The organism is Allorhizocola rhizosphaerae (assembly GCF_003426775.1).
Classification (GTDB): Bacteria; Actinomycetota; Actinomycetes; order Mycobacteriales; family Micromonosporaceae; genus Allorhizocola; species Allorhizocola rhizosphaerae.
In genome coordinates, this window is sequence record NZ_QJUG01000060.1 from 11,684 (window position 1) to 34,499 (window position 22,816).

Annotated in this window: 17 protein-coding genes and 1 pseudogene; 6 read left to right on the forward strand and 12 right to left on the reverse strand. The window is 67.0% G+C overall.

Annotated elements, in window-relative coordinates:
• Window positions 1-2: 2 nt before the first annotated feature.
• Genes DM816_RS15170 through DM816_RS15190 form a run of 5 tightly spaced genes read right to left on the reverse strand, consistent with a single transcriptional unit; the run spans window position 3 to window position 6,961 of the window.
• Window positions 3-2,510, reverse strand: a complete 2,508-nt coding sequence (locus tag DM816_RS15170; protein ID WP_162907492.1) for a hypothetical protein — start codon at window positions 2,508-2,510, stop codon at window positions 3-5.
• On the reverse strand, window positions 2,507-3,814 hold the full coding sequence (locus tag DM816_RS15175; RefSeq protein WP_117210885.1) for a lipopolysaccharide biosynthesis protein: 1,308 nt from the start codon (window positions 3,812-3,814) through the stop codon (window positions 2,507-2,509). The genes DM816_RS15170 and DM816_RS15175 overlap by 4 nt, the downstream gene beginning before the upstream one ends.
• Window positions 3,811-4,800, reverse strand: coding sequence for a glycosyltransferase family 2 protein (locus tag DM816_RS15180; protein ID WP_211588703.1), 990 nt, complete (start codon window positions 4,798-4,800; stop codon window positions 3,811-3,813). The genes DM816_RS15175 and DM816_RS15180 overlap by 4 nt, the downstream gene beginning before the upstream one ends.
• 17 nt (window positions 4,801-4,817) lie before the next feature.
• Window positions 4,818-6,101, reverse strand: a complete 1,284-nt coding sequence (locus tag DM816_RS15185; protein ID WP_117210886.1) for a glycosyltransferase family 2 protein — start codon at window positions 6,099-6,101, stop codon at window positions 4,818-4,820.
• Window positions 6,101-6,961 (reverse strand): glycosyltransferase, encoded by an 861-nt coding sequence (locus tag DM816_RS15190; RefSeq protein WP_117210887.1) that lies wholly within the window; start codon window positions 6,959-6,961, stop codon window positions 6,101-6,103. Before DM816_RS15190 ends, DM816_RS15185 begins: the two co-directional genes overlap by 1 nt.
• Before the next feature lie 881 nt (window positions 6,962-7,842).
• On the opposite strand from DM816_RS15190, the gene DM816_RS15195 reads away from it, so the two are divergent.
• Entirely contained in the window at window positions 7,843-8,685 is an 843-nt protein-coding gene (locus DM816_RS15195; protein WP_162907493.1) for a hypothetical protein, read from the forward strand.
• Window positions 8,686-9,203: 518 nt separating this feature from the next.
• Window positions 9,204-10,385 (forward strand): chymotrypsin family serine protease, encoded by a 1,182-nt coding sequence (locus DM816_RS15200; RefSeq protein WP_162907494.1) that lies wholly within the window; start codon window positions 9,204-9,206, stop codon window positions 10,383-10,385.
• A 398-nt stretch (window positions 10,386-10,783) separates the two neighbouring features.
• Here DM816_RS15200 and DM816_RS15205 read toward each other — a convergent pair whose 3' ends face one another.
• The 5 genes from DM816_RS15205 to DM816_RS15230 all read right to left on the reverse strand — a co-directional run bounded on the left by DM816_RS15205 (window position 10,784) and on the right by DM816_RS15230 (window position 16,463).
• Window positions 10,784-11,890: a hypothetical protein gene (locus tag DM816_RS15205; RefSeq protein ID WP_117210890.1), complete on the reverse strand. Its 1,107-nt coding sequence runs from the start codon at window positions 11,888-11,890 to the stop codon at window positions 10,784-10,786.
• Entirely contained in the window at window positions 11,887-13,734 is a 1,848-nt protein-coding gene (locus DM816_RS15210; RefSeq protein WP_211588704.1) for a hypothetical protein, read from the reverse strand. Before DM816_RS15210 ends, DM816_RS15205 begins: the two co-directional genes overlap by 4 nt.
• Before the next feature lie 530 nt (window positions 13,735-14,264).
• The gene (locus DM816_RS15220; RefSeq protein ID WP_117210892.1) at window positions 14,265-15,095 is read right to left on the reverse strand and encodes an MBL fold metallo-hydrolase; all 831 of its coding nucleotides are present in this window, start codon (window positions 15,093-15,095) and stop codon (window positions 14,265-14,267) included.
• Between the two features lie 270 nt (window positions 15,096-15,365).
• Window positions 15,366-15,797, reverse strand: coding sequence for a DUF6069 family protein (locus DM816_RS44450; RefSeq protein WP_117210893.1), 432 nt, complete (start codon window positions 15,795-15,797; stop codon window positions 15,366-15,368).
• A 105-nt stretch (window positions 15,798-15,902) separates the two neighbouring features.
• Window positions 15,903-16,463, reverse strand: coding sequence for a dihydrofolate reductase family protein (locus tag DM816_RS15230; protein ID WP_162907495.1), 561 nt, complete (start codon window positions 16,461-16,463; stop codon window positions 15,903-15,905).
• A 137-nt stretch (window positions 16,464-16,600) separates the two neighbouring features.
• Between DM816_RS15230 and DM816_RS15235 the strand changes: the two genes are divergently transcribed.
• Entirely contained in the window at window positions 16,601-19,270 is a 2,670-nt protein-coding gene (locus DM816_RS15235; protein WP_162907496.1) for an ATP-binding protein, read from the forward strand.
• A gap of 538 nt (window positions 19,271-19,808) precedes the next feature.
• Here DM816_RS15235 and DM816_RS15240 read toward each other — a convergent pair.
• Window positions 19,809-20,450 (reverse strand): TetR/AcrR family transcriptional regulator, encoded by a 642-nt coding sequence (locus tag DM816_RS15240; protein WP_117210895.1) that lies wholly within the window; start codon window positions 20,448-20,450, stop codon window positions 19,809-19,811.
• A gap of 101 nt (window positions 20,451-20,551) precedes the next feature.
• Here DM816_RS15240 and DM816_RS15245 point away from each other — a divergent pair, with 101 nt between their 5' ends.
• From DM816_RS15245 to DM816_RS15255, 3 genes are all read left to right on the forward strand, one after another.
• Window positions 20,552-21,292 carry an SDR family NAD(P)-dependent oxidoreductase gene (locus DM816_RS15245; protein WP_117210896.1) on the forward strand — a complete coding sequence of 247 codons (741 nt, stop codon included), beginning with the start codon at window positions 20,552-20,554 and terminating at the stop codon, window positions 21,290-21,292.
• A 128-nt stretch (window positions 21,293-21,420) separates the two neighbouring features.
• Window positions 21,421-21,744 (forward strand): DMT family transporter, encoded by a 324-nt coding sequence (locus DM816_RS15250; RefSeq protein ID WP_246001951.1) that lies wholly within the window; start codon window positions 21,421-21,423, stop codon window positions 21,742-21,744.
• Window positions 21,745-22,086: 342 nt separating this feature from the next.
• Complete coding sequence (locus DM816_RS15255) at window positions 22,087-22,680, forward strand: hypothetical protein (RefSeq protein WP_246001952.1); 594 nt, start codon at window positions 22,087-22,089, stop codon at window positions 22,678-22,680.
• Here the strand turns inward: DM816_RS15255 and DM816_RS45505 are convergent.
• Window positions 22,654-22,803: pseudogene (locus DM816_RS45505) on the reverse strand (IS110 family RNA-guided transposase); the annotation flags it as partial. The gene DM816_RS15255 and the pseudogene DM816_RS45505 sit on opposite strands and share 27 nt — an antisense overlap.
• Between the last annotated feature and the right edge of the window lie 13 nt (window positions 22,804-22,816).

Below are 22,816 nucleotides of genomic sequence, written 5' to 3' on the forward strand. Positions count from 1 at the left end.
CATCACGGTGCCACCTCGGCGGCCGGGACGTAGCGGAAGATCTGCGTGTCCTCGTTGAGGTACCAACTCATCCACCGAGGCGAGGTCTCCAGCAGTGCGCGCAACTTGTCCAGCTTCTCCGGCGCGAAATAGCCGAAATAGCGGGCCGCGTTGGCCTGACTACGGCTGATCACCAGATAAACCGGCACGTCATAGCCGGCGAAATAGCTGTTGATCGCGTCGAGGTCGGCCTGGTTCATCGCCTCGCCCACGACGACCGCACCCTCCGACGCCTCGTCGGGAAGTAGCGTATCGGTGGCGCCCACGGCCCCTAGCACGTCGGTGTAGCGCGCGCTGATCCGGTCGGGAAAGTTGGAGCCCGCCATCACGACCGCGCCGCCGGACGGAATGTTGGCATAAAGGTATTGCGCCGCACGGATTTCCGCCGACGTGAACCTGTTGACCATCAGCTGGCCGTGCTCACCCTGGATCGCGGCGAGCGTGGCTATCGCCAGCATGGGCGCGGCAAGTCCCACCCAGACGCGACGGCTGAGCCGCAACCGCAGCACGCCGGCCGCGATGAGGTACGCGCACCAGGGGCTGGAGAACAGGAACACCCGGAAGATGGCCTCACCGCCGTAGCTGTTGCCCAGCAGCACCGCGAACGGGCCGGCGGCCAGGGCGGCGGGCACGGCGAACGGACCCAGCCGCCTGCGGTTGGCCACCACGACTAGCGTCGCGGTCAGCCACACCGTCAACGCCAGAATCTGTACGACCAGCGTGGAGAAGGTGCGGCCCGCGCTCACAGCGCCCGCCGTGGGCGCGAGCGGCTGGGCGTTGGCGAACAGGTTGAACCCGTCGAACAGGCCCCAGCTTTCGACCAGCCGGTAGCGCGGGATCAGCTGCAGCACGGCGATCACACCCAGCATGGGAACGATCTGCACCGGTTGCACGAGCCGGAACGCGATCAGCACGGTGGCGCTCATCGCGATCAGATATGGCGAGAGCTGGTGTGACACGGTGACCGCCGTGTACACGACATAGAGCATGATCAGGGCGAGCTTGCGGGTGCGCCCGGAGGTGTAGGGCACCTGACCCACTCCCGTCTGCACCCACGCCCACACGCGATTCAGCCAGGCGGTCCGTCCCCGCGGCGGGGTGGGGTCGCGGCGCAGCCAGCGCAGCATCATCAGCACCATGCCGAGGCACAGCGTGAACGCGAACGCTTGCGGCGCAAGGTAATCCTGGGCGACCCAGTTGGTCGCGGTAAACAGGAAGACGGCGACGTAGGGCACCCGCCGCTTGGCGGTCAGCGTGCGGGCGATGGCATAGACCGGAAGGAGGTTCGCCAGGCCGAAGAAGACCGGTGCCCACGACGCGACCCGTAGCACCGACAGTCCAGAAACGACGGTCAGCTGTGCCACCAGCGCGAAGAACGCGGGCCACTGCTGGTAAACGTCGTAAGCGTTGGCCAGGGGACGCCCGATGGCTATGAGATCGATGACGCCAAGGTGTTTGTAGGTCCAGGCGTACTCGGGTTCACGCACCAGGATCGGCACGGTCGCGTGCATCATCAGCACGAGCAGGACGGTATGACCGCACATCACCCAGGCGCGCGGCCGCCGGCGAGCGACCTCGGCGGTGAAGGCGAGCGCGCATACGGCGATCCCCGCGAAGAACGTCGCGGGCATCGCCGAAAGCAGCCCATAGTCGTCGACGGCGTCGATCCGGGCCAGCGGGAGCGAGGATGTCCACAGCAACCAGACAGCGAGCAGGCCGAGTCCGGCCAGGGCGAGTTCGGATTGGCGGCGGCGCAGCCGCGCAGCGGCGGATACGCTCCCCGCCGAGCGCTCGGTCACCTGCGGCAGCATCATGGTGGCGTCCTCGACGCGCGGGATCAGTGCCGTGTCGTCGGCCGCCGCAGGCACGCGTGGCAGGACCGTGGTTTCGTCGGCCGCCGCAGGCACGCGTGGCAGGACCGTGGTTTCGTCGGCTGCCGGAACGCGTGGCAGGATCGTGGTTTCGTCTCCTGCCGGAACGCGCGGCGGGATCGCCGTCTCGTCGGACGCCGCGACGACAGGGATGAGCGCGGTCTGGTCAGAAGTGTCGGGCTCGCCATTGGACACGAGTGCGACTACGGGCGAACCCGTCGCGGATGCCGGCAGCTCCTTGGCCAGCAGGCCGAACGCGCACGAGGCGGCCGACAGCCCGGCCATGATGAGCAGCCCAGCCACCGGCTCCCACCACTGTGCCCAGGTCAACGCGACCGCCGCGACCGCCGACAGCGACATGCTGAGCACGAGCACCACAGCCCATGCCGCGACCGGATCGCCGAGCCGCACATGACACACGCAGGCCGCTCCCGGCGCGACGCAGGCGAAGGCGAGCAGCACCAGAAAGCCGATCCCGCTCGGCGGGGACACGAGCGCCGCCACGGCCGCCAGCCCAGAGGTGATCACCCCCGCCCACGCCACCGTCCGCTGCACGTCGACGAGTGGTTCGCGGTAGCGCAGGCGCTCCCACAAACTCACGACACCGCATCCTCGGCGGTCGCCAGAGACAGCCCGCCTGTGCCGCGCACGCGGGCCGGAGTTTCCGCTTTGGCGATGAGGATGCGGTACCGGATTATGACCGGCCGCAGCAACAGGAGGCCCACCACCGCTTGAGAGAGCAGGAATGCCGCGGCCGCGCCGGTGACACCGAGCACATGCATGCCGGGGATCGCGGCGGACAAGAGCAGCACCGCCGCCACGGCCTTGGTCCACAGGCTGACCGACGACTTGAAGTCCATCAGCTCGGCGGCGTGGAAGAGCGACACGATTGTGGTGAACGGCAGCGCCAGTGCCAGCAGCCGCAGCGCGGGCGTGCCGCCGTCGGCATAGTCACTGCCGGCCACGGCGAGCAGATAGGGCGCGAGAATCAGCAGAGCGCCGGTGCCGCCGAAGGTCAGCACGGCGCCGAGCCGCAGCGTCAGGCGCACGTGCGTGCGGGTGCGCACCGGATCGGCGCTGGCTTCGACGACGAACGGCACCACGATGTTCCACAGCAGGCCGATCAGCGCCGTCGTGATCGTCCACGGCAGGAAAAACACGGCGTTGGCCTGGGGTCCCAGCACCAGAGTGACCAGAACGGGCGGGAAGAACAGGGTGATCGCGTTGACGATGCTCGCCGCGTATTGGCCACCGATCAGGCGCAGCACCCCGCGGCGCGACGGCGCATCGCCGGCCGGCGTCGGTGCCGCTGCCTGAGCCGGGATCGTCCGTCCATAAAGGACAATGTTGAGAATCACGATGGCGAGCACCGTCGGCACCGTCCAGGCGACGAGAATCGCCGCCGGCGTGTTAGCGAGCGCGAGCAGGGGGAGCAAAGCCATCCGCGCTACGGCCAGAATCGAATTTTTTACCGGTACCCAGCTAGCCCGCGACAGCGCGACGAACGCCCCGTCCTGCACGGCCGACATCGCGGTCGCCACGACGGCGAGCGCGAAGCACAGCACCGGGACCGGCCGCGGCTCAAGGAATCCCTCGCCCAGCCCGGTCGCGACGAAGATGCCCGTCACCGCGAGCGAGGCGCACGTCATCAGTGCGTAGGACCAGGTGATCATGCGCCGCAGCCGGCTGGTGGTCATGGTCGGCAGCACCCGGGCGAACACCGCCGTGAGCGCGAGCTGGCCCAGCGCCGCGAGCAACAGGATCGCAGCCGCCCCGGCCGACGCCCGGCCCACCTCGATGGGGGCGAACACCCACGCCGCCACGGCCCAGAACGCCATGCCCAGCACAGCGGTGGCCGCCGTGGACACGATGAGCGCGATCGAGCTGCGCATGAGCCGGCTCATCGGCTGATCCCGGCCTTCCTGCTGTGCGCGGTCACATAGCCGAATCCGGCACACGCGAGCCCGGCGACGATCAGCGCCGCGGCCTTGAATCCGGCGAACTGACCCCGCATTCCCCTGGCGAGTTCGCGAAGCACGCCGCGTGGCAGCACCCGCCGCACATAGGACCGCTCACTGGACAGGCCCGCGTCTTGACCGACCAGCGCCGCGACGCGTGCCTTGGACCGGCCCTCGCCCAGGCAGCGGCGCAGGAAATAGAGTGCCGTCAGCCGGTCGGCCGACACCCTGTGCCGCACTTCGATACTGGGAAGGAAGCCGATGCGGACCTCCGGTTTGGCCTGCCGGACGCGGATGCACAGCTCGGTCTCCTCGCAGCCGGTCGGGATCGCCCCCACCCTGCCGACATCGGTGGAGAAGCCGCCGACGAGCTCGAACACCTCACGCCGGAACGCCATTCCCGCGCCGATCACGTTGCGCACGTCGGCCGCGTGAGCCGGCATGCCAAGGTAGGTGCAGCCGACGACCCAGTCGAACTCCGGCGGGAACCAGGCAGGCCGCGCCCCACCCGGCCAGCGCGGGACCACCGCACTGCCCGCGCCGACCATGTCCACTTCGGACAGTGCCGATCGCAGTCCGTCCAGCCACCCCGGTCCCGCGGTCGCGTCGTCGTCGAGGAACGCGACCAGTTCACCTCTGCTCGCCGCGACACCTGTGTTGCGCGCACCCGACAGCCCTCGTTTGTCCGCATTGGACATTACGTGTACCCCGTCCGGCCCGCCGAACGCGTGACTCGCCTCGGCGAGCAGTTCCTCGTTGTGGTCGATGACGACAAGGCACTCGTCGGCGGGCGATAGCTGGGCCACCACCGACGCGACCGCCGCGCGCAGGTCGTCCCAGCGCTCGAGCGTGTACGCGCAGATCACCACCGACGCCGTCACGCTGCTGTGGCGTCCCTGCGTATGCTCCGCGGCGGATGCCTGTTGATTCACTCGGGGCAAACCCTGGGTCATGGCACCGCCTCCGCTGGCTGCGCGACCGGCTGGGATGTGTTCTTGTGACGGGCGATCGCCCGGCGGCTTCGCAGGTATGCCAACGGACCCAGCAGCAGGCCACACCGCTCGATCCACCGCAGGCGGGCCGGATATTGCACGACGGTGCGCACCTGCCGCCGCTTGGCCGCCACGCGGGCGACGCGACCGGCCAGACGAGCCAGGCCGAACAGGTGGCGGGCATCGGAAAGGATCAGTGCGGTGAGGGCCGCGGCGTAGCCCACGCCGTAGCCGAACATCTGCTTGCGTAACCCGGCGTAGTCCTCGCGGTGATGGTGGCTGACCGCGACGGCGGGATCCATCGTGATCCTGCGACCGTGATACAGCAGGCGGGTGAGCAGCTCCAGGTCTTCGCCGCCCTGTGCCAGGCTCCCCGCGCCGAGCGACTCGTCGAATCCGCCGAACTGGGCCAGCACGGACGCACGCACGGCGAGGTTGCCGCTGCCGCCGAAGATGCCGCGATAGATGGGTGTCCGCTCGGCCAGGAGGGCTCCGGCGCGCCAGGTGCGTACCGTGTGACGGTCTGTGTCGTCGCCTTGGTGGCTCAACACGGCGAACTCGTCGCCGATGGTGCTGCCCGAGTTTTCGAACCACACCTGCGCGGGCGTTTCCAGCGAGGCCGGGAACACATATCCCGACACGCAATCGGTCTGCGGGTCGGCCGTGAAACGGTGGGCGATGGCGGCCAGCCAACCCGGGTCCACGTCAATGTCGTCATCGGTGAACGCGACGATATCGCCGCGGGCTTCGGCGATGCCCCGATTGCGTGCGGCGGAGGCCCCGGGGACGGGCTGGCACACGATCCGTACCCGGGAGTGCTCTGCCAGCTCGGCATGCAGGGCGGCGCGCTCGGCCGTCCACACTGGACGGTTGTCGACGACGATCACCTCGAACGACGGGTAGTCGAGCGTTGCCAGCCGGGAAACGCATCGGGCCAGCTGGACCGGACGCTGCATCGCGCTGGGGACCACGACGGTGATGAAGGGCGCCTCGGCCGGTAGACGACGTACAGGTGCGCGTTGTACGTCGTGCCACAGACCAGTGAGGTATTCGGCCAGCTCGCCTGCCGTCACCACGCGATCGGCGAACTCGACCCGGCGCCGACCCACCGGCACCCCGCCGTCGCGCACGGTAATGTGCGCGGCCGCGTAGCGCGTCCCGTCGGCGCGCCATGGCGACAGGTCCGGCAGAGGCTGCCCCACCTCGACCGTGGTCACCAACATGGGCGCTGGCAGATCCATCAGGATTCCTCGGGCGCCAGAGCGGGCATATAGGCCGGCACCTGTGGCGCGGGGTGTGGCTGACGCAGCTCCGGCACAGGCATGGGCGAGGTGCGCAGCCGGTGGCGGACGGCGTATTCGCTCAGGATCGTACGCAGGACACGGATGCCGTCCCGCGTCGCGCTGAGCTTGCTCACGCCGTGGATCCGCGACTGTTCGACGCTTGGCACCTCGGCGATCCGCATGCCCAGAACGGCCGCACGGATGTTCACCATCGTCTCGATCTCGAAGCCGTCACCCCACTGCGGCTTGCCGCCCGCGGTGCCGTCATCGGCCGGCGGAAGCCGCAGCTCGGCCAGCCTGTGCCGCCAGATCGCGTTGTAGCCGTAGCACAGGTCGGAATAGCGGGTGCGAAACAGCGCGTTGACCACGCCGTTGAGGAAACGGTTGCCCCAGCTGCGCATCCAGGTCAGATCGTGGCTCGCGCCGCCGTCGGCATACCGGCTGCCCTTCGCGAAATCGGCACCTTCCACCAGAGCTCTGACAAAATTCTCAATCTCCTCCGGTGCGGTGGAGCCGTCCGCGTCGATCATCACGACGATGTCACCCGTGCAGGCTTCAAACCCGCAGACGAGTGCATTGCCCTTGCCTTTGCGCGTCTGCCGGACGACGACCGCGTCGGGCCGCAGTGAACGAGCCACTTCCACTGTGTCATCGGTCGAACCGCCGTCCACGATGACGACCTGGCTCACCGACGCCGGTATTCGAGGCAACACATGCGGCAGGCTCTGCGCTTCATTGAGAGTCGGTATGAGGAGGCTGACAGGTGGCCATGGCTGTGCCCCAGTAGGGGTAGGCATGGCAGGGGTAGGTAACGACATGTCTCTTCCGATTCGAGTTGCCCGGGGCACAAGCGCGAAAACAGGCCACACCGAGGCATGACCTCGCGAGAACATAGCAGCTTGGACTTACCGGGACGGTCGGCAGAATGGCCCATTCGTGCAGCCGAACCATACTTATTGCCCGCGCATCGCGATTTTTGTATGCCTTTGACCGAAATTTCTGTCGCTACGACGACAAAACGGTCCAAACGCGGTCGAGATCGTTGTGGCGGTGATTCCGGCGACGATCTGTCACGTGCCGGCAGTACCGCTGAGGCGCCCGGCAGCCACCCGTGCCGTCGTGTCTCCCGCGCCACCGGCTCGGCGCGCGGCCAAGCCGCGCAAGGCGCACAGTGGGCGCGGAAAGGACTTGCGCTCCGCCACCCTCTCCTGACCGCGATCCGCGCAGTATGCGGTGGCCGTTGCCGTTTGATCGTGACGGCTTCGGCGCCGTGTAGAAGCTCTGGCAGAAGTCGTCCGCACAGGAGCATCTGTCGGTGATGTACAACCGCTCGATCTGCTCTTTCAGTCGAGCCTCGCCGCACGCGTCCAGAGCCTCTGCGAGTTCGGCGGTAAAGATCGGCCAGGTAACGTCGTGACCTTGCCACGGGTTCTCACTCGGCTGCCCTATCGGACAGCAGTGACGTCGTCTCGCATCGGACCGCTGACTGAGGCGTTTTGTTCTGGCCGGTTCGTCGGAGAAGCTGGGCAGCCTTGGTGAAGCCGACGCAAGGTCTTCTGCAGTGCCGGTGATCGGGTACGTCGTCCTTGTGGGCGTGTTGCGGTTGCTGTGGCTGCGTTGCCGAGAATGGGAAAGGCAGCCCATCCATCGATCACCTGTTATATTGTGCTCACGTCTGGCCCGGCCCTGTGGAGAGCCCGTGCGCGTATTCCTGTTGATGACAACCGCCCTGACCGCCGCGGCAACAACACTGGTGGTCCCATCCTTGGCCTGGGCAGCTCCATCCACCTGCACGGTCAACGGTGTACCGGTGACGGGCACCAACATCACCGGCACTTCCGGCATGGACACCATCAACTGCGCCAGCGGCATCAACGCAGGCACCACGGTCGACGGTGGTGCAGGCCAAGACCGGATCAGCGTCGTCGGTTCAGCGGGGACCGTGGGCAACGCCGGCACGATCGCCGGCGGCGCTGGGAACGACACCATTACCGTCAGGGGCGGCACCGGCAACCCGGGTGCACCCGGAGGTCCGGCCAATACCGGCACCATCGACGGTCAGGACGGCCTCGATACGATCATTCTCACCGGGGGGCCGGGCGGCGCCAATCCGACGGGCACCGGCGGCAACGGCGGGGTCGGCAACGCCGGAACCATCCTTACTGGCGCCGGGAGCAACAACCGGATCAACATCGATGCTGGTAAAGGCGGCGATGGTGCTACCCCAGGCGCGGGCGGTGCGGGCAATACCGGCGGTATCGAAGGCGGGCCGGACATCGATCTGATCAGCGTCCATGCTGGAGCTGGCGGCGATTCCACGGTGGGCGGTGCCCAGGGGCCTGGAGGCGCAGCCAACGTCGGCACGATTGAAGGACTCGGCGGCACCGATGCCATAGATCTGGAAGGCGGCGTGGGCGGCCCGGGCGGCGCCAGCAATGCCCCCGTCGGAGTAGTCGACTGTGGCGCGGCCAACGACACAGCTTTCTTCATGCCTGCCAACACCGGCATCATCATCAGCTGCGAAGCGGGAGCTGGACACTGACCACCAACGAGCCGCACGGTGAAACCACCCGGCCACGGTCAAGGGATCACCCGATTGCCGATCCGCCAGCGGGCGGGGCCGGGGCCGCTCGCTGAAAGCCCCACGATCACCGCCATCTGGCGATACGTCAAGATGTGTAGGCCGATCGTAAAGATTGTCGCTGTTCTGCCTGATGCCGTGTGCGCCAGACTCTGCGGCCATGGGCCTCTCGCTGCACACATCGGACGGCGTCCATTCGCGCCAGGATCGGCGCGACTATTCCGGCTTCATCGACATGGCCTGGCACCTCAGACCTGGCACGTGTTCCACAGCCTGACGTCCCGCTCTCCGCCCATCCCGAAAGCAGTCTCACCCCCGACCAGATTGGGTCCCCAATGCGAGTTCATGTGCATCGACCAACCAGAGCCGTATGCCTTGCCGTCGCGACGACACTCGTGGCGATTGGCCTCGTCGCACCCCAGGCTTCGGCCGCCTCGGCCACCGGACAGTTCAGAGTTGCCGCGCACGGAGTTCCCGACGTGGAGTCCGGACTGGACAAGAACCGCCTCAGCGACAAGGCGTACATCGAGGCGTTGTCGAAAACCAGCGAGAAGGTATCCGCCGTCAAGGCCAAGCTTCTCGCCGGGCGCGCCGACCTCCCCGACGCGGTGGACTTCGGCGTGGTGCCGGGGTCGGACCAAATGATCGTGTACTGGTCGGGTTCCACCGACGCACCCGCCCTGCAGCAGATTCGGCAGTTGGCCAACGCCTATGGGCTTGGCCTGCTCGTCGCCGCTCGCAAGGTGAGCAAAGCTCAGCTGACCTCGGCGACCGACTACCTGGAGGCCAACGCGTCGCGGTACCTGAGGAAGGGCATCGCCCTGTCGGCGTACGGCGGGTTCTCGGCGGACTTTGACGGCGTACAGGTGTATGTCGACAAGGACAAGTCGCAGCTGAAAGACATCGGCGCCATCAAGGAGACGCTCGAGGCGGAACTCGGCATCCCGGTGAACGCCGAATTCGGAGCCGGGCAGACGTACGTCGGAAAGTACGACGACACCTCGCCCTACAACGGCGGCGGCATCATGGTGGGCACCAACAGCTTCTGCACGACCGGGTTCGGTGTCATCTACGGGGCCAGCGTGTATCGCTATATTTCGGCCCGGCATTGCGACGACGGCCCTTACTACACCTTGAGCGGTCGGCCCATGGGCAACCGAGGGCTGGTCGGCACCGGATACAACGGCGCCGCCGTCTACACCGCGGCCGGTAGCGATATGATCTTCGCTGGATCGAATGTCGGCAATCCAACCAACGTTCGCTACCTCACGCAGAGGGACCCGGGCCTGAGCACCGTGGGCGTGGTCGTCTGCCAGGAGGGCGCGAACATGGGCCAGCGTTGCGGCACCATCCGGCAGGTGGCCCTCAACTTCAATGACGGCTACGGCACAATCCGCGTGAACTACGTCCGCAGCACAGGCGGAACGATCATCGCCGCCCAGGGCGACAGCGGCGCATCCGTCATTACCCTGCACACTCAGGATCGCGCGTGGGCCGTAGGAATCCTGCAGGGTGGCATCCGGAACGAGTACAACCGGACCGGCTCCGCCTGCGGTGCCCGCTATTGGAACGCGTCGCTGGTCTGCTCCGACAACTTCGTCTTCACCAACGTCGACTACGCTCTGTCCGGATTCGCCGGCTACGGCATCAACTACTACTAGAGCTCGCCATCTCCTGGCCGGCGTACCTCACGCCGGCCAGGAGGCTACTTTTCGTCCGCTCAGCGTCGGCCGGCAGGTGTTGGCGTCAATACACGATGTGATGTGCCCAAAGCTGGATGGCGTCAGAAAGGCGGAAAGGAACCCGCGCTCCGACCGTGGCGGCGGGCCGAATGGTCCTCCATGCGGACCGGCCATGAGAACAGCGTCAACTGGCCCAGCTCTGCGGTTGACAGCTGATACGGTCTTTGGCCCGCTCGCCGTGTGGGCACGAGACCGGCGACGAAGGTGATGGTCGGCCGGTGTTGGCCTGGTGCGCAATCGGCCATGAGGGGACGACTGCGTCGTGGACTTGCGCATCGGTATGGTGGCAAGCGTGAGCGATGACGAAGAGAGCGAGTTCAAAGGGTTGGCGTGACAGGGGTTGTCGTGCCGCCGGGCATCCAGCCATCGCCGGTGGTGTGGTCGTGGCCGTTGGGGAAGATGGTGACCCGCGATACGGCGTAAAGGCGGACGGCGGTTGACGGCTGGCTGCTGGCGGCTGCCATGAAGGCCCGGTAGCCGGATGCGCTGGGCGGGATGTCGTTGAGATGCCGGAGGACGTTGCGGTATGCCTGTGCGGTGGAGGCGTGTGGGTCGAAGGGCAAGGGCAGGATGGCGCCTGAGGCGTTGGCGAGCACAGGCGCTGTGAGCAGCCATGGCGCGAGGTAGGTGCCCAAGGCGGGCAGGCTTCCGGTGGCGATTCGGTCGATCGTGGATTTCGCGGCTGCCCACCCTGCGGTGATGAGCACGGGATGGCCTGGCTGTGGTTCGGGAAGCACAGATAGTCCTTGTGCGCCAAGCTGTCGCCGCACCAGCTCGCCTGCGGCGACGGAACGGGCCGAGGAATCGCCGATGAGCGCGATCGGAGTGCCTCGCCGGGCGAGGAAACCGGCCAGTTTGGACAGCGCGATAGCATCGATGTCAGCGAGTTGGTCGGTGGGGCATCCGGTGAGCACGGTGCCTCGCGTGGTCAGGACGGCGCCGAGTGCGGCGCTGGCGCATTCGGGCGCGTCTGGACCGCTCAAGCCCGAAAGGGTTTGGGCTTGGCCGCCTGGGTGGGCTGTGGCAGCACCCGTGTCGATGGGGAAGCTGGCGCGGGAGGGGCCGCGTTGAAACCACATTGTGCCGGGCCCGGGCGAGAGCCAAATCAAGGCCCAGCGTCCGCCCGCGGCGGGGTATTCGGTGAGCGGGGTCATTGCGGTGAGGGCTCGGCCGACGGACATGTCGCCATCGGTGCCAACATGGATCAGGTTGATGCCGGGACGGCCGGGCGCGATGAGTACGGCCAGATGCTCGCCGTCCAGAACGACTTCGCGTAGCTGCACCGTTCCTGGCGCCGGGCCGCTGGTTGCGGCGCTGGAAATCCCCAGGCCGGCAGCCACGGCGACGGCGATCGCCAGGGTTTCGAGGACGGCGAATACGGTGAGGGAGAGCCGCGTGTGGCGGCTCTCCGGGCGGAGTTTCATGATGTGACGACAAACAGCTGGGAGTGTGGTTTGGCGTTGCCGTTGGCGCCGTGCGGCCACGTCAACCGGTTGAAGCTGACGCATACGTCGCCGGTGTTCTCATCACGGAAACTGTTGTCCATAGCGAGTGTGCCGTTTCCGGCGACGTTGACCATGCAGACGAGATGGTTCCCGTCGCGGCCGGTGCGGGCAACGAAGTAGTTGGAGGTGGCGAAGCGCTCCACCGGGGCGTTGTTGGCTGGGGTGATCTCGGTGTAGGTGCCGTTGGCGTTACGTCGGAAATTGTCCAGGGCGCCCCAGTGAGTGCCGCCGCCGGTCGTGTCGTGAATGATCAGCCTGCCGGCCAGGGTCGGGCAGTCTGCCTCGGCGCCGCCGTCGAGAACCTCGGCGATGGTGTCGATGTTGCAGGTGAAGCCGGTGCCGGCGTTGACGAGATTGGTGATGTCGAGGGTGTACACCATGGATTCAATGCCGGGGTCGTGTGCGCCCAGGGAACCAGCCGGGCGGCCCATTACCGCGTGATAGAGGTACTTGTCGTCCAAACTGGTTTGCAGCCAGCTGCCGCCGTCGCAGGCGCCACCTTGATACAGCACCGACCCGGTGATGGGCACTTCGGCTCTCGAGTTGTCGAAGACCTGACGCCATACCGGATTGGGGTTGGTGATGTCCGGGGTGTAGTAGACGGCGCCACCGCACATCGACTCGGCGAAGGCGCCCTTGTGCCCGGGCAGGTTGGTGACCGTGGTCTCCATCATGCCCCGAAACTCTTCATGCACCCCGAAGCTCTCATTGCGTGGCCCGTCGGGCATGAACGAGACGGACACGAGAGTCGGGTCGTTCCGGTTGGTGATGTCGAATATCCGTACCGTTGGCCGGAACACGTTGGCATCCAGGTTCTGGATCGGGTGCAGCACGATATTGCGGGGCTCGGCATAGTCGCTGGTCACCATGCGGTTCAAATCTTCACGGACCTGGATGCCGTGTGGGTTGGCGCATGTCGAGAACGGGAGGGGGATGATGCTGCCAACGGCCGGTATGACCGTGCACACGGGCGCTCCGGATTGGACATTTCCGTAGATCGGCGGTGCCGTCTCGGACGGGACGATGCCGAGCAAGCCGGCGGGTGGTGCCGCAGGGATTTCTGCAAGCGTCGCGCCGGATTCCGAGAGGCGCACGATCTCGCCGGGTGAGCCGGCGAACCCATTACTGGCCAGGATCCGGCCATTACTGTAGGTGCATACTCCAGGAACATCCGCACCGCCCATGTACGTGCCATATGCGGTGCCGTCGTTGAGAACCCAGTATGCGTCCGGAACAGTGCCACACGGCGTGGAGGTTGGAAGGTTGATCCCGGTCAATGTCACTATCGGCAGTGCGGACACATCGAACACGTAGGTGATGTCCGAGAACAGGCCACCAGCGAAGACCTTGTTTCCTTGATGCCAGATGTACTGCATGTGGTGCGGCTCGTTGAGCACGATCGGGCCCACGGTCACGGTGCCGACGACTTTGCCATAGGTCGCGGTGTGAGTCGGCTCGGCGTCGATGACGGCTAGGAAGTCACTCTTGACGGTCGCGCCATCGACCGTCTGGGGAAGATCGTTGATGTTGATCCCGTGCAAGATGGTGTCGGTGCCGAAGCTGTTGTTGCTGTTGGCATCGCTCGCGTTGGCGTCTCCCGCCCACACGAGCAGATACTTGCCGGGGCCGGAGACGGCCGATGCTGTGACATGGCTGGTGGCGGTATAGGTGACGCCATCGCTGCCAAGGATTGATGATGTGACCACCGTGACGTTCGCGGTGGCGGGTCCCTCGCTTGCGACGACACCGCCCGCGACGGCCAATATCATGAGTGTGGACAGCGCCGTTGCACGCCGGAGCGCTAAGCGGCTCCTCATGGGAATCCCCTCTCGGCGGCGGAGCATCGTGTAAAGCTCCGCTAGAGATTCAGAGTAGGATTGCTCCCTCGTTTAGCGAGTACTCATTCATGCCAAGGTGATGAACTAATGTAATGACACGCCCGGCGACAGGTCCTCCTTTCCTGCCGGAGCCGGCCGTCGGTTCGGCATGGGTCCAGAAGGCCCTGCTGGCTTGAAAATTCAGACCCCGAAGTGGGGGCGCACGGCACGCGTGCTTGAGCAGGATGAGCGCGCCTTCATCCCGCGGTGCGATCCGGATGAGGAACATCCGTTGTGCGCAAAAGCTTCTGCCGTCGGCAGCGGCGCCCGTGGTCGTGACGTACTCGTCGATCGGGCCGGGACGGTTCGTCCCAGTCATCCAGCCCATCTCGTGGTGCGGGCCCGCAACGAAACCGTCCAATGACATCGGAAGTGCCAGAGCACCTTGGCCTGCGCAGTCTGCGGCCCGGTGTCGTTCATTCGTTGTCCTGCTCTTTCTTCTTGGCGAACTGCTGCACCTGTCCTGCGTGTATGTCGCTCACCCATTCCCAGCCAGGCTTAGCCGACGGGCCGATCCGCGGGTCGCTGGAAACACCGCCATCACGCAGCGCCTGCACGTACGCGCGGTCCAGCTCGATCCGTGTGCGCAGTTCATCAGCTTCGCCGGCGGAACCGTGGCCGGGAATGACGACATTGGCGTTATCAGCCACGTTCTCGAGCAACTGCAGCCCAGTGAGGTATTCCTCGATCGGGTCGTTGGTGCTGTTCAAGTTGTCGAGCATCGGGACGAAGACATCAGAGAGCATGTCGCCGGCAACGAGAACCCCGCGTTCCTCGATCAACAGCGCCGCATGGCCCGGGGAATGTGCCGGATGCTCGATAATCCGGACCTTAGGACCATCCCACGGAACGTATGCCGTTCCGGCGGGCAGACCGGCAATGAGGCCGAAGAGGTCCAGCGGTATCTCCTCGGCGATTTCCTCTGGCAGCCCCTCGGCGGCTCGGGCCTTCCAGCCCGCCTTTGACCGCAGATCTCGCATATCAGCCGCACAGCGGGCTGTACCGTAACGAGGCCCTTCGCCGAGCGCGTCGTGCCAGAGCACATGATCCCAATCAGGGTGCGTCGAGAAGCCTGCCACGACGGGCTGGCCCAACTCGGACAGGTCATTGGCGAGGCAGGCCATTTCGCCGCCTGTTATTCCGGCGTCGATGAGCAACACGCCGGCCCGGCCTTGCACGACAACGGTGTTGTTCTGAAGTAGTGCGCTCTGGTGGATCAGTACACCTTCTGCGATTTGCTTTAGCATGGGATTCCTTCCGTTTGTGGTATGCAACCGCTTGTCGAGACGGTTGCGACCGGACCAAGACAGTTGGGCGTCTGGTACTTCGGCCGGTTTGCGTCACTGGCCGGTGACCGGGCGGCGGCGCACGTTGAAGATTTGTTCGCGTTTGGCCGCGGTGAGGGTGTTCGGGTTCTGGTCGCGATGTTCCGGTGTAACGCGAACCAACGTCACCGAACGATTCCTGTCCCGCCGGAATAGCGGCGCCCACGATCTCGCGTACCATTCTCCGGCACCCTACCTGCCGGCGTTCCTTGAGGTCGCCCGGAACACCGGTATGAGCACCGCGGCGACCGCGACGTGCGCGAGAGCGAGTACGACCTTGGTCCCTCCCGACGCCTCGATGGTGAACAGCGGGAAGAACGACACGGCCAGGAACACCAGCGCCACGACCGTCCAGACCAGACGGGCGCGGGGGGCCACGCGCTCCAGCAGGGCCAGCAGCGCCCAGCCCAGCAGGGAGAAGAACAGCGAGAACATGACAATCGCGCTCGCCCCGAGGTCCTGCGGCTCCTGTCCCTCGGCCTTGATGATCATGTCGTAGCCGAGCAACGGTTCGCCCACCACCCATACCAGGACCGCCGCCACGACGGCCCCCACCACCGCGAAAGCCCGATTGCGCCGGCGCGTTCCGGCACCGATCTCTCGTACATCACTGTGAATCGTCACGTCTACTCCTTAAGCGGATTCATGGTTCAGGAACTGTGCATGAGTGCGCGCTCGCCATCGCCGGCGACGCTCGCCGTTAAGGCTTGACCAGCCGGTACCGCGGCATCAGGCAGCCGACCCGGCGATCGGCTGGTAGGCGAGAACGACGAGACCCGAGGAGAACGTCCTGGTCTGCACAAGGCGCAGCTTCGCTGTGCTGCCGTCCCGGAAGAGCAGGTCGCGCAGGTTTCCGCTGCCGACCAGTACCGGGTGCAGCCAGATCCGCAGCTCGTCGAGCAGGTCGTGGTACATCAGCGTCTGCGCGACCGGGCCGAATCCGTACATCAGGAGGTTCTGGCCGGCCCGCATCAGCTTCGACACCTCGCCGGGGAGGTCACCGCTGATGATCGTCGTGTTGGGCCACTCGACCCTGTCCAGGGTGGACGACACGACGTACTTGGGCATCGTGTTCATTCGCGTTGCCACGTCCGAGCCGGTGGGAGCGGCCGACCACGCCCCGGCGAGGGTCTCGTAGGTCCGGCGGCCCATGACGAGCGCGTCGCTTGCCAGGAGCTGCTGGTGGGCGTACGCGGCGGCCTGGCTGTCGTGGTGGTCGAACATCCACCGTTCCGGGTGTTCGATCACCCCGTCGAGCGACATGTCGACCGATGCGACTGCTCGCCTCATGTCCGATCGCCTCCACCTAGCCTCGGTTCTTGCTCGCCAGGACAGCGTCCTACGGGACACGATGGGCACACATCCGTGGCAGTACGGAGCCACCACTGACTGACCCGGACCGACCTCGGATCGGTCACACTGTCGTTGTGCATCCGGTCGAGGTCTCCGAGCGCGAGGCAGAGGTGCTCGCGGCGGTTGGCGCACGCCTGTCCAACGCTCAGATCGCCAACCGGCTGCACATCTCCGTACGCACGGTCGAGAGCCACGTGTCATCCCTGCTGCGCAAATACGGCGCCACCGACCGGTGGGACCTCGCCGAGCAGGCACAGCTCGGCGCGCCCCCACCCGGTCACCTGGCCGGCCTGCCGACCTCGCGCACGACGTTTGTCGGACGGTCCCGCGAGCGCGACCTTGTCATCGGCCTGCTCGCGGACACCCGGCTGGTGACGCTGCTCGGCCCGGGCGGGATCGGCAAGACCCGCCTGGCGGCGGTGGTGGCCGAGGCGGTGGGGCCGTCGTTTCCGCTGGGCGGCGCGTTCGTCGACCTGGTGCCGGTGCGCGACGGGTTCGTCGAACGGGCGGTGGCCGCCAACATCGGCGTGACGGAACGGCCGGGTCAGACCCTGGCGGACAGCATTGCCCAGCGGCTCGGCCGCGGCCGGTCACTGCTGGTCCTGGACAACTGCGAACACGTCATCGACGCCGCGGCCGGGTTCGTCGAGCGGCTGCTGTCGACCTGTCCCGACGTGACGGTGCTGGTCACCAGCCGGGAGCGGACCGGCGTGCCGGGAGAGCGGACGGTGCCGGTCGAGCCGCTGCCACTGGCCTCCGACGCCGAGCGGCTGTTCCTCGACCGGGCCACCGCCGCTGATCCCGACTTCGCGGCCGACCCGGCCCTGGTCGCCGAACTCTGCGGCCGGCTGGATGGCCTGCCGCTGGCGATCGAGCTCGCGGCCGCGCGCAGCGCGTCGCTCGGCGCCGACGGGCTGCTCGCCGCCCTCGACGACAGCCTGCGGGTGCTGACCGGCGGCAGGGGATCGGTCGAGCGGCACCGGTCGGTGCGCGCGGTGCTCAGCTGGAGCCACGACCTGCTGGCGGACGACGAACGGGAACTGTTCCGCCGCCTGTCGGTCTTCGTCAGCGGGTTCGACCTGACCGCGGTCGCCGCGGTGGTGCCCGGGCGGACCAGCGGCGCGGTCGCCGATGTGCTCGGCAGACTCGTCGACAAGAGCCTCGTCATGCATCAGGGGGGCACGCGGAGTAGGTGGCGGCTGCTGGAGACGGTGCGGGCGTTCGCCGCGGAACAACTCGACGCGAGCGGTGAGCGGGCCGAGGTCCAGCAGCGGCACCTGCGGTGGGCGGCAGCGGCCGGCGCTGAGCTGGAGGGCAGGCTGGACGGCCAGTGGCGGGGTGACTTCGACGCGATCGTCGACGACTTGCGCGCGGCCCTCGCCACCGCCGCTCCCGGCTCCGAGGTCGTCCCGCACCAGCTGGCCCGTTCGTTGGGGCACCTGACCTACGCCCGCCGGTTCCTGCACGAAGCCCCTGGCCACTACGAGGAAGCCGCCAGGCGGGCGCGCACCCCGCAGGAGGCGGCACGGGACCTGCGCAGCGCCTCCGACAGCGCGCATGCCTTCATCGACACGGGCCGGGCCTTCGACCTGCTACTCGCCTCGGCCGAGCAGGCGCGGCTGGCCGGGGACGCCAACGCCGAGGCGATCACGCTCGCCTTCGCCGTCACCACAGCCAACCGGCACCCCGCCGGGTTCACCGATGAGGTGCCCCACGAGCGGCTGCGCGCCCTGCTCGACCGGGCCACGGCCATCGGCGACCACCAGGATCGGTTCGTGGCCGCCCACCTCGCCGCCGCGCACGCGTGGAACGCCCACGGAGCGAAGGTCACCCCCGACCCCGGCCTGATAACGGCCGCGGTGGCCACCGCCCGCGCCACCGGCGACCCGGTGCTGATCAGCGCGGGCCTCGACGCGATCGGCATCGCGGCACTGGCCGCCGGCCAGTTCCGGCAAGCGCACCGCGTCGCCACCGAGCGGATGGCCCTGCTCGACGACATGTCCCGCGACGACCCGTACCCGGCACCCGAGATCACCGATACGTACCACATGGCCGCCACCTGCGCGGTCACCGTCGGCGACCCGTTCACCGCGCTGTCCGTGGCCAGGCTGGCCGCGGCCGACGATCTCGTCGGCGGGCAGTCGGCCGTCGCCTTGAGCGCCCTGCTGCCGGCGCTGGTACTGCTGGGCGACATGAACGAGGCCGTGCGCAACGGTCGGGCCCTCTGGGACGTCTGCGAGCGGGCCAGAAGCCCGCTCGCGTGGCTCTCACCGGCGGTCGCGTCGGTTGCGCTGGCTCACGGTCTCCTCGGCGACGACGACGCGTTCCATCTGTGGCGAGCCAGGGCCAAGCAGGTCGCCGGCGACGCCCGGTTCCGGTACCTGGACGCGTACGCTGCGTTCGTCGACGCCCGGGTGGCCCTCCACACTGGACAGACGAACAACGCCGGCGTGCTGACTGAGCGCGCCTTTGCCGACTTCCCGCTCCAGGACTGGCACCGCGCGTTCGCCCACGCCGCCGGAGCAGAGCTGGCTGTCGCGAGTGGACTGCCCGACGCTGCCGACCGGCTCGCGGCGGCGTCGGCCACGGCCACCGAGAACGACTGGGCGATCGCCTGCCTCACCCGAGCCCGCGGCCGGTTCGACCACGACGCGGACGCACTCAACACATCCCTCGCCGCGTGGGACCGCATCGGTGCCCGCTTCGAACACGCCTACACCCTGCGGCTGATCCAGGAACTGTGACCGGCGGACGACCTGAAGGTCGGTCTCGCCGTCGACCCATAATCCAAACCGCCGCGAAAAAGGCATCGCGCATAGCTAAGACATAGGAGACGAAGGCTGATGCTCAGGCCGATGGCCGCAAGATGGCCACGCGTGACAAGACTGAGCATCGCCGGTCGAGAACCACACGGTCGCGAACGAGTGGCGCGATGGCGCGTGCAGGCACAGGTCGCAAGTGCGCAGCAGGACCTCTGCGGGTGAATCGGACCACGCGGTGCCGGCGAGGTACTACATGCCTTCGGGCACCAGGACGATGGTGTCCGGTCTACGGTCCGGCTTGCGTCCATTCCAGACGAGCTGGTCCCGCAGTCCCTCGTAGCCGGGTCGTCCCGGTGGATGACCCGGTCCGTCACCCGTCTCTGGAATTCACGGATGTCCATAGGTGTGGCGCCAGGCCGCGGTCGGGCCGGCCAGAATCGCGCGACTGAGCCATTTTGCGCGTGTCCGTGGAGAGCCTTCGGCCGGTGCACCACCGTGCCCTGAGCGCCCGGCCCGACCATCATCGGTCGGTGGCGGTTTCGACAGCGGCGGCCGGGGCGTCGCGGTGCACCATGCGATCCCACGCGGCCATGGCGGCGTCGGCCACCTGGTGCAGTTCCTCGCGGGAGGCCCCGTCGTTGGCCTGGATCGACAGGCCGTGCAGCACGGTCGCGAAGAACGCGCTGATGGTCTCGATGTCGGTGCCGGGCGGCACGTCGCCTTCTTCGATGCCGCGGCGCAGCCGCTGCCGAATCAGCTCGATGGTGTTGCGCCGGTAACGGGCGACGTAGTGGCGGATTTCCTCGTTTTGACTCTTGCCGAGGTTGGCGGCCAGGACGATCATGCACCCCCGCGGCTTGCCGGGGTCGGTGTATGCCACGAGGTTGTTGCGCAGCAACGCCTCCATCGACGCGCGCGCGGTCGACGCGCGCAGCGCCGTCATGGTGGCGTCGCTCTCGGTCTCGTCGTAGAACGCGATCGCCTCGCGGAACAGTGCCTCCTTCGAACCGAAGGCGGCGTAGAGGCTCGGTGAGTTGATCCCCATGGCGGCGGCCAGCTCGCTGATGGACGTGCTCTCGTAGCCCTGCTCCCAGAAAAGGTCCATCGCCCGCCGCAACGCCTCGGTCCGATCGAACGTGCGGGGCCGCCCCCGACTCACCATGGCCTCCAGATTTCTGTAGCGCTTAGCACATTTTTACCTTGACCAACAATTCCTGTCTACGCTAATATTATTGTAGCGATCGATACAGAAATGGGGGAGCCGTGAAGCAACTCGCCGGAAAGGCGGCGCTCGTGACGGGCGGCAGCCGGGGCATCGGTGCGGCCATCGCCAAGCGACTGGCTCAGGAGGGCGCCGACGTCGCGATCACCTATCTCCAGTCCGTGGAGAAGGCCAACGACGTCGTCATGCAAATCAAGGCTGCCGGCGGCAAGGGCATGGCCATCGCCGCCGACAACGCCGACATGACAGCGGTGGCGCGTGCGGTCGACCAGTGCGCCCAAGAGTTTGGCCGCCTCGACATCCTCGTCAACAACGCCGGCATCTTCCCGTTCGGCCCGGTGGAGCAGGTGACGCTCGATGAGCTGGAGCGCACCCTCGCGGTGCACACCAAGGCGACCTTCGTCGCCACGCAGGCGGCCGTGCAGCACATGGCCGACGGTGGCCGGGTGATCAACATCGGCAGCAGCCTCGCCGAGCGCGTGCCCTATGCCGGTGTCGCCCTCTATTCGATGAGCAAGTCGGCGCTGATCGGCTTCACCAAGGGCCTCGCCCGCGACCTCGGGCCACGCGGCATCACGGCCAACGTCGTGCACCCCGGTTCCACCGACACCGATATGAATCCGGCCAACGGCGAGGCGGCGGCAGACGAACTCCCGTTCATCGCGCTCGGTCGCTATGCGATGCCCGAGGACGTCGCGGCCATGGTGGCACACCTGGCCGGCCCGGGCGGACGCAACATCACCGGCACCTCGATCGCCGTGGACGGCGGGGTTACGGCCTGACCGGCCGTGGTGGAGAGCTGGGCGAGGAGCTGGCAATGCAATCCATCGGCACCGGGCCCCCACCACCCCGCCAACGGGGTGAGCCGGGTGAGGGCGATCCGGAAAAGACAAGAGCGAGGGCGAAGACCGTGACTGTAGCGTGGTTGATTCTGATCACCGCTGGGCTGCTCGAAATCGTGTGGGCGATCTCGTTGAAGAACGCCGACGGCTTCACCCGGCTATGGCCGAGCATCATCGGCATCACCACCGCGTGGATCAGCTTCGCCCTGCTCTCGTTCGCGCTGAAGAGCCTGCCGGTCGGCACCGCCTACGCGGTGTGGGTCGGCATCGGCGCGGTCGGCGTTGCCACCGTGGGAATCCTGCTTCTGGGCGAGGAAGTGTCCGCACTCAGACTGTCCTTCCTCGCAATGATCACCATCGGCATCGTGGGGCTTCGCCTGATCGAACATTGACGCATGAGTGCGCGCCTTGCAGATGGCGCGAATACGGGATGCCCGCGCATGGGCCTCTGCCCAGACTGGTTGCGTTCTTAACCCCTTGTCCCGCAACCACGGAGGGTCCATTCCGGATGAGCCGGTTGTCCCGTAGAACCTTCCTCACTGGCGGCGTTGCGATCGTCGCGCCCGCGGCGCGGCCGGGCGCGGCCGTGAGCCTCTCCACGCCGCGGTGACCAGCAGGACGCATGCTAAATGAGAGCCACACCAACACTTTCCGGTGGGCAGCCGAGTTGAGCACATGAGGTTGCCCGAGACAATGGCGTTGCGCCCACGTGGCGACGCCGATATTTTGCCGGCGTGGAGATCGTGACTCGTACCGATCGGCCTGAGCTGCACGAGGCGGCGGCCGTCGTGTTCCGAGAACGCTGGCCGGAGTTCATTTTCCACGACGATGTGCCGAAAAGATACATGGGCCGGGTCGAGGAGTACTTCGCACGATACGACATCATGGTGCTCGACGAGGGCGCTGTCGTCGCCGGCGGATGGGCAGTGCCGATGGCTTGGGATGGCACCATCGACGACCTGCCGTCCGGCTACGACGACACGTTGATCCGTGCGGTGGAAGGCCGAGAAGCAGGCATCGAGCCCACAAGCCTGAGCTTCATGGCGGTCGCCGTGGGCTCATCGCGTGACAAGCGCGGCATGGCCGGTGTCGTGCTTAAGGAGTTGGAGCGGCGAGCGCACAAGCTCGGTGATGAGCTCGCAGGCCAGCTGGCGTCGGGTACGTCCGGCGATGTCACGCGGTCGTACCGTGGTCGGCAAGGCACGTGCTTGTGGTGCGGACAGAAACTTTTTGGCGCTGCCGGGTACCAGCTCCAGAAGCAGGCCGTGCAGGCGGTTGATCAGCTCGGTGCGGGTCCGGCCCAAGGTGCTGCGGCGATCGACCAGTAGCCGCAACGCCATCGCGGTGTCGTCTGCGACGACCTGCCGTAATCCTTTGGTGCGTAACGCAGCCACCGCGGTCAAGTGGGCATCGACGGGGTTGGTCTTGCGGCCCCGGCCGGTGGCGAACACCCGTGCCCGCGCC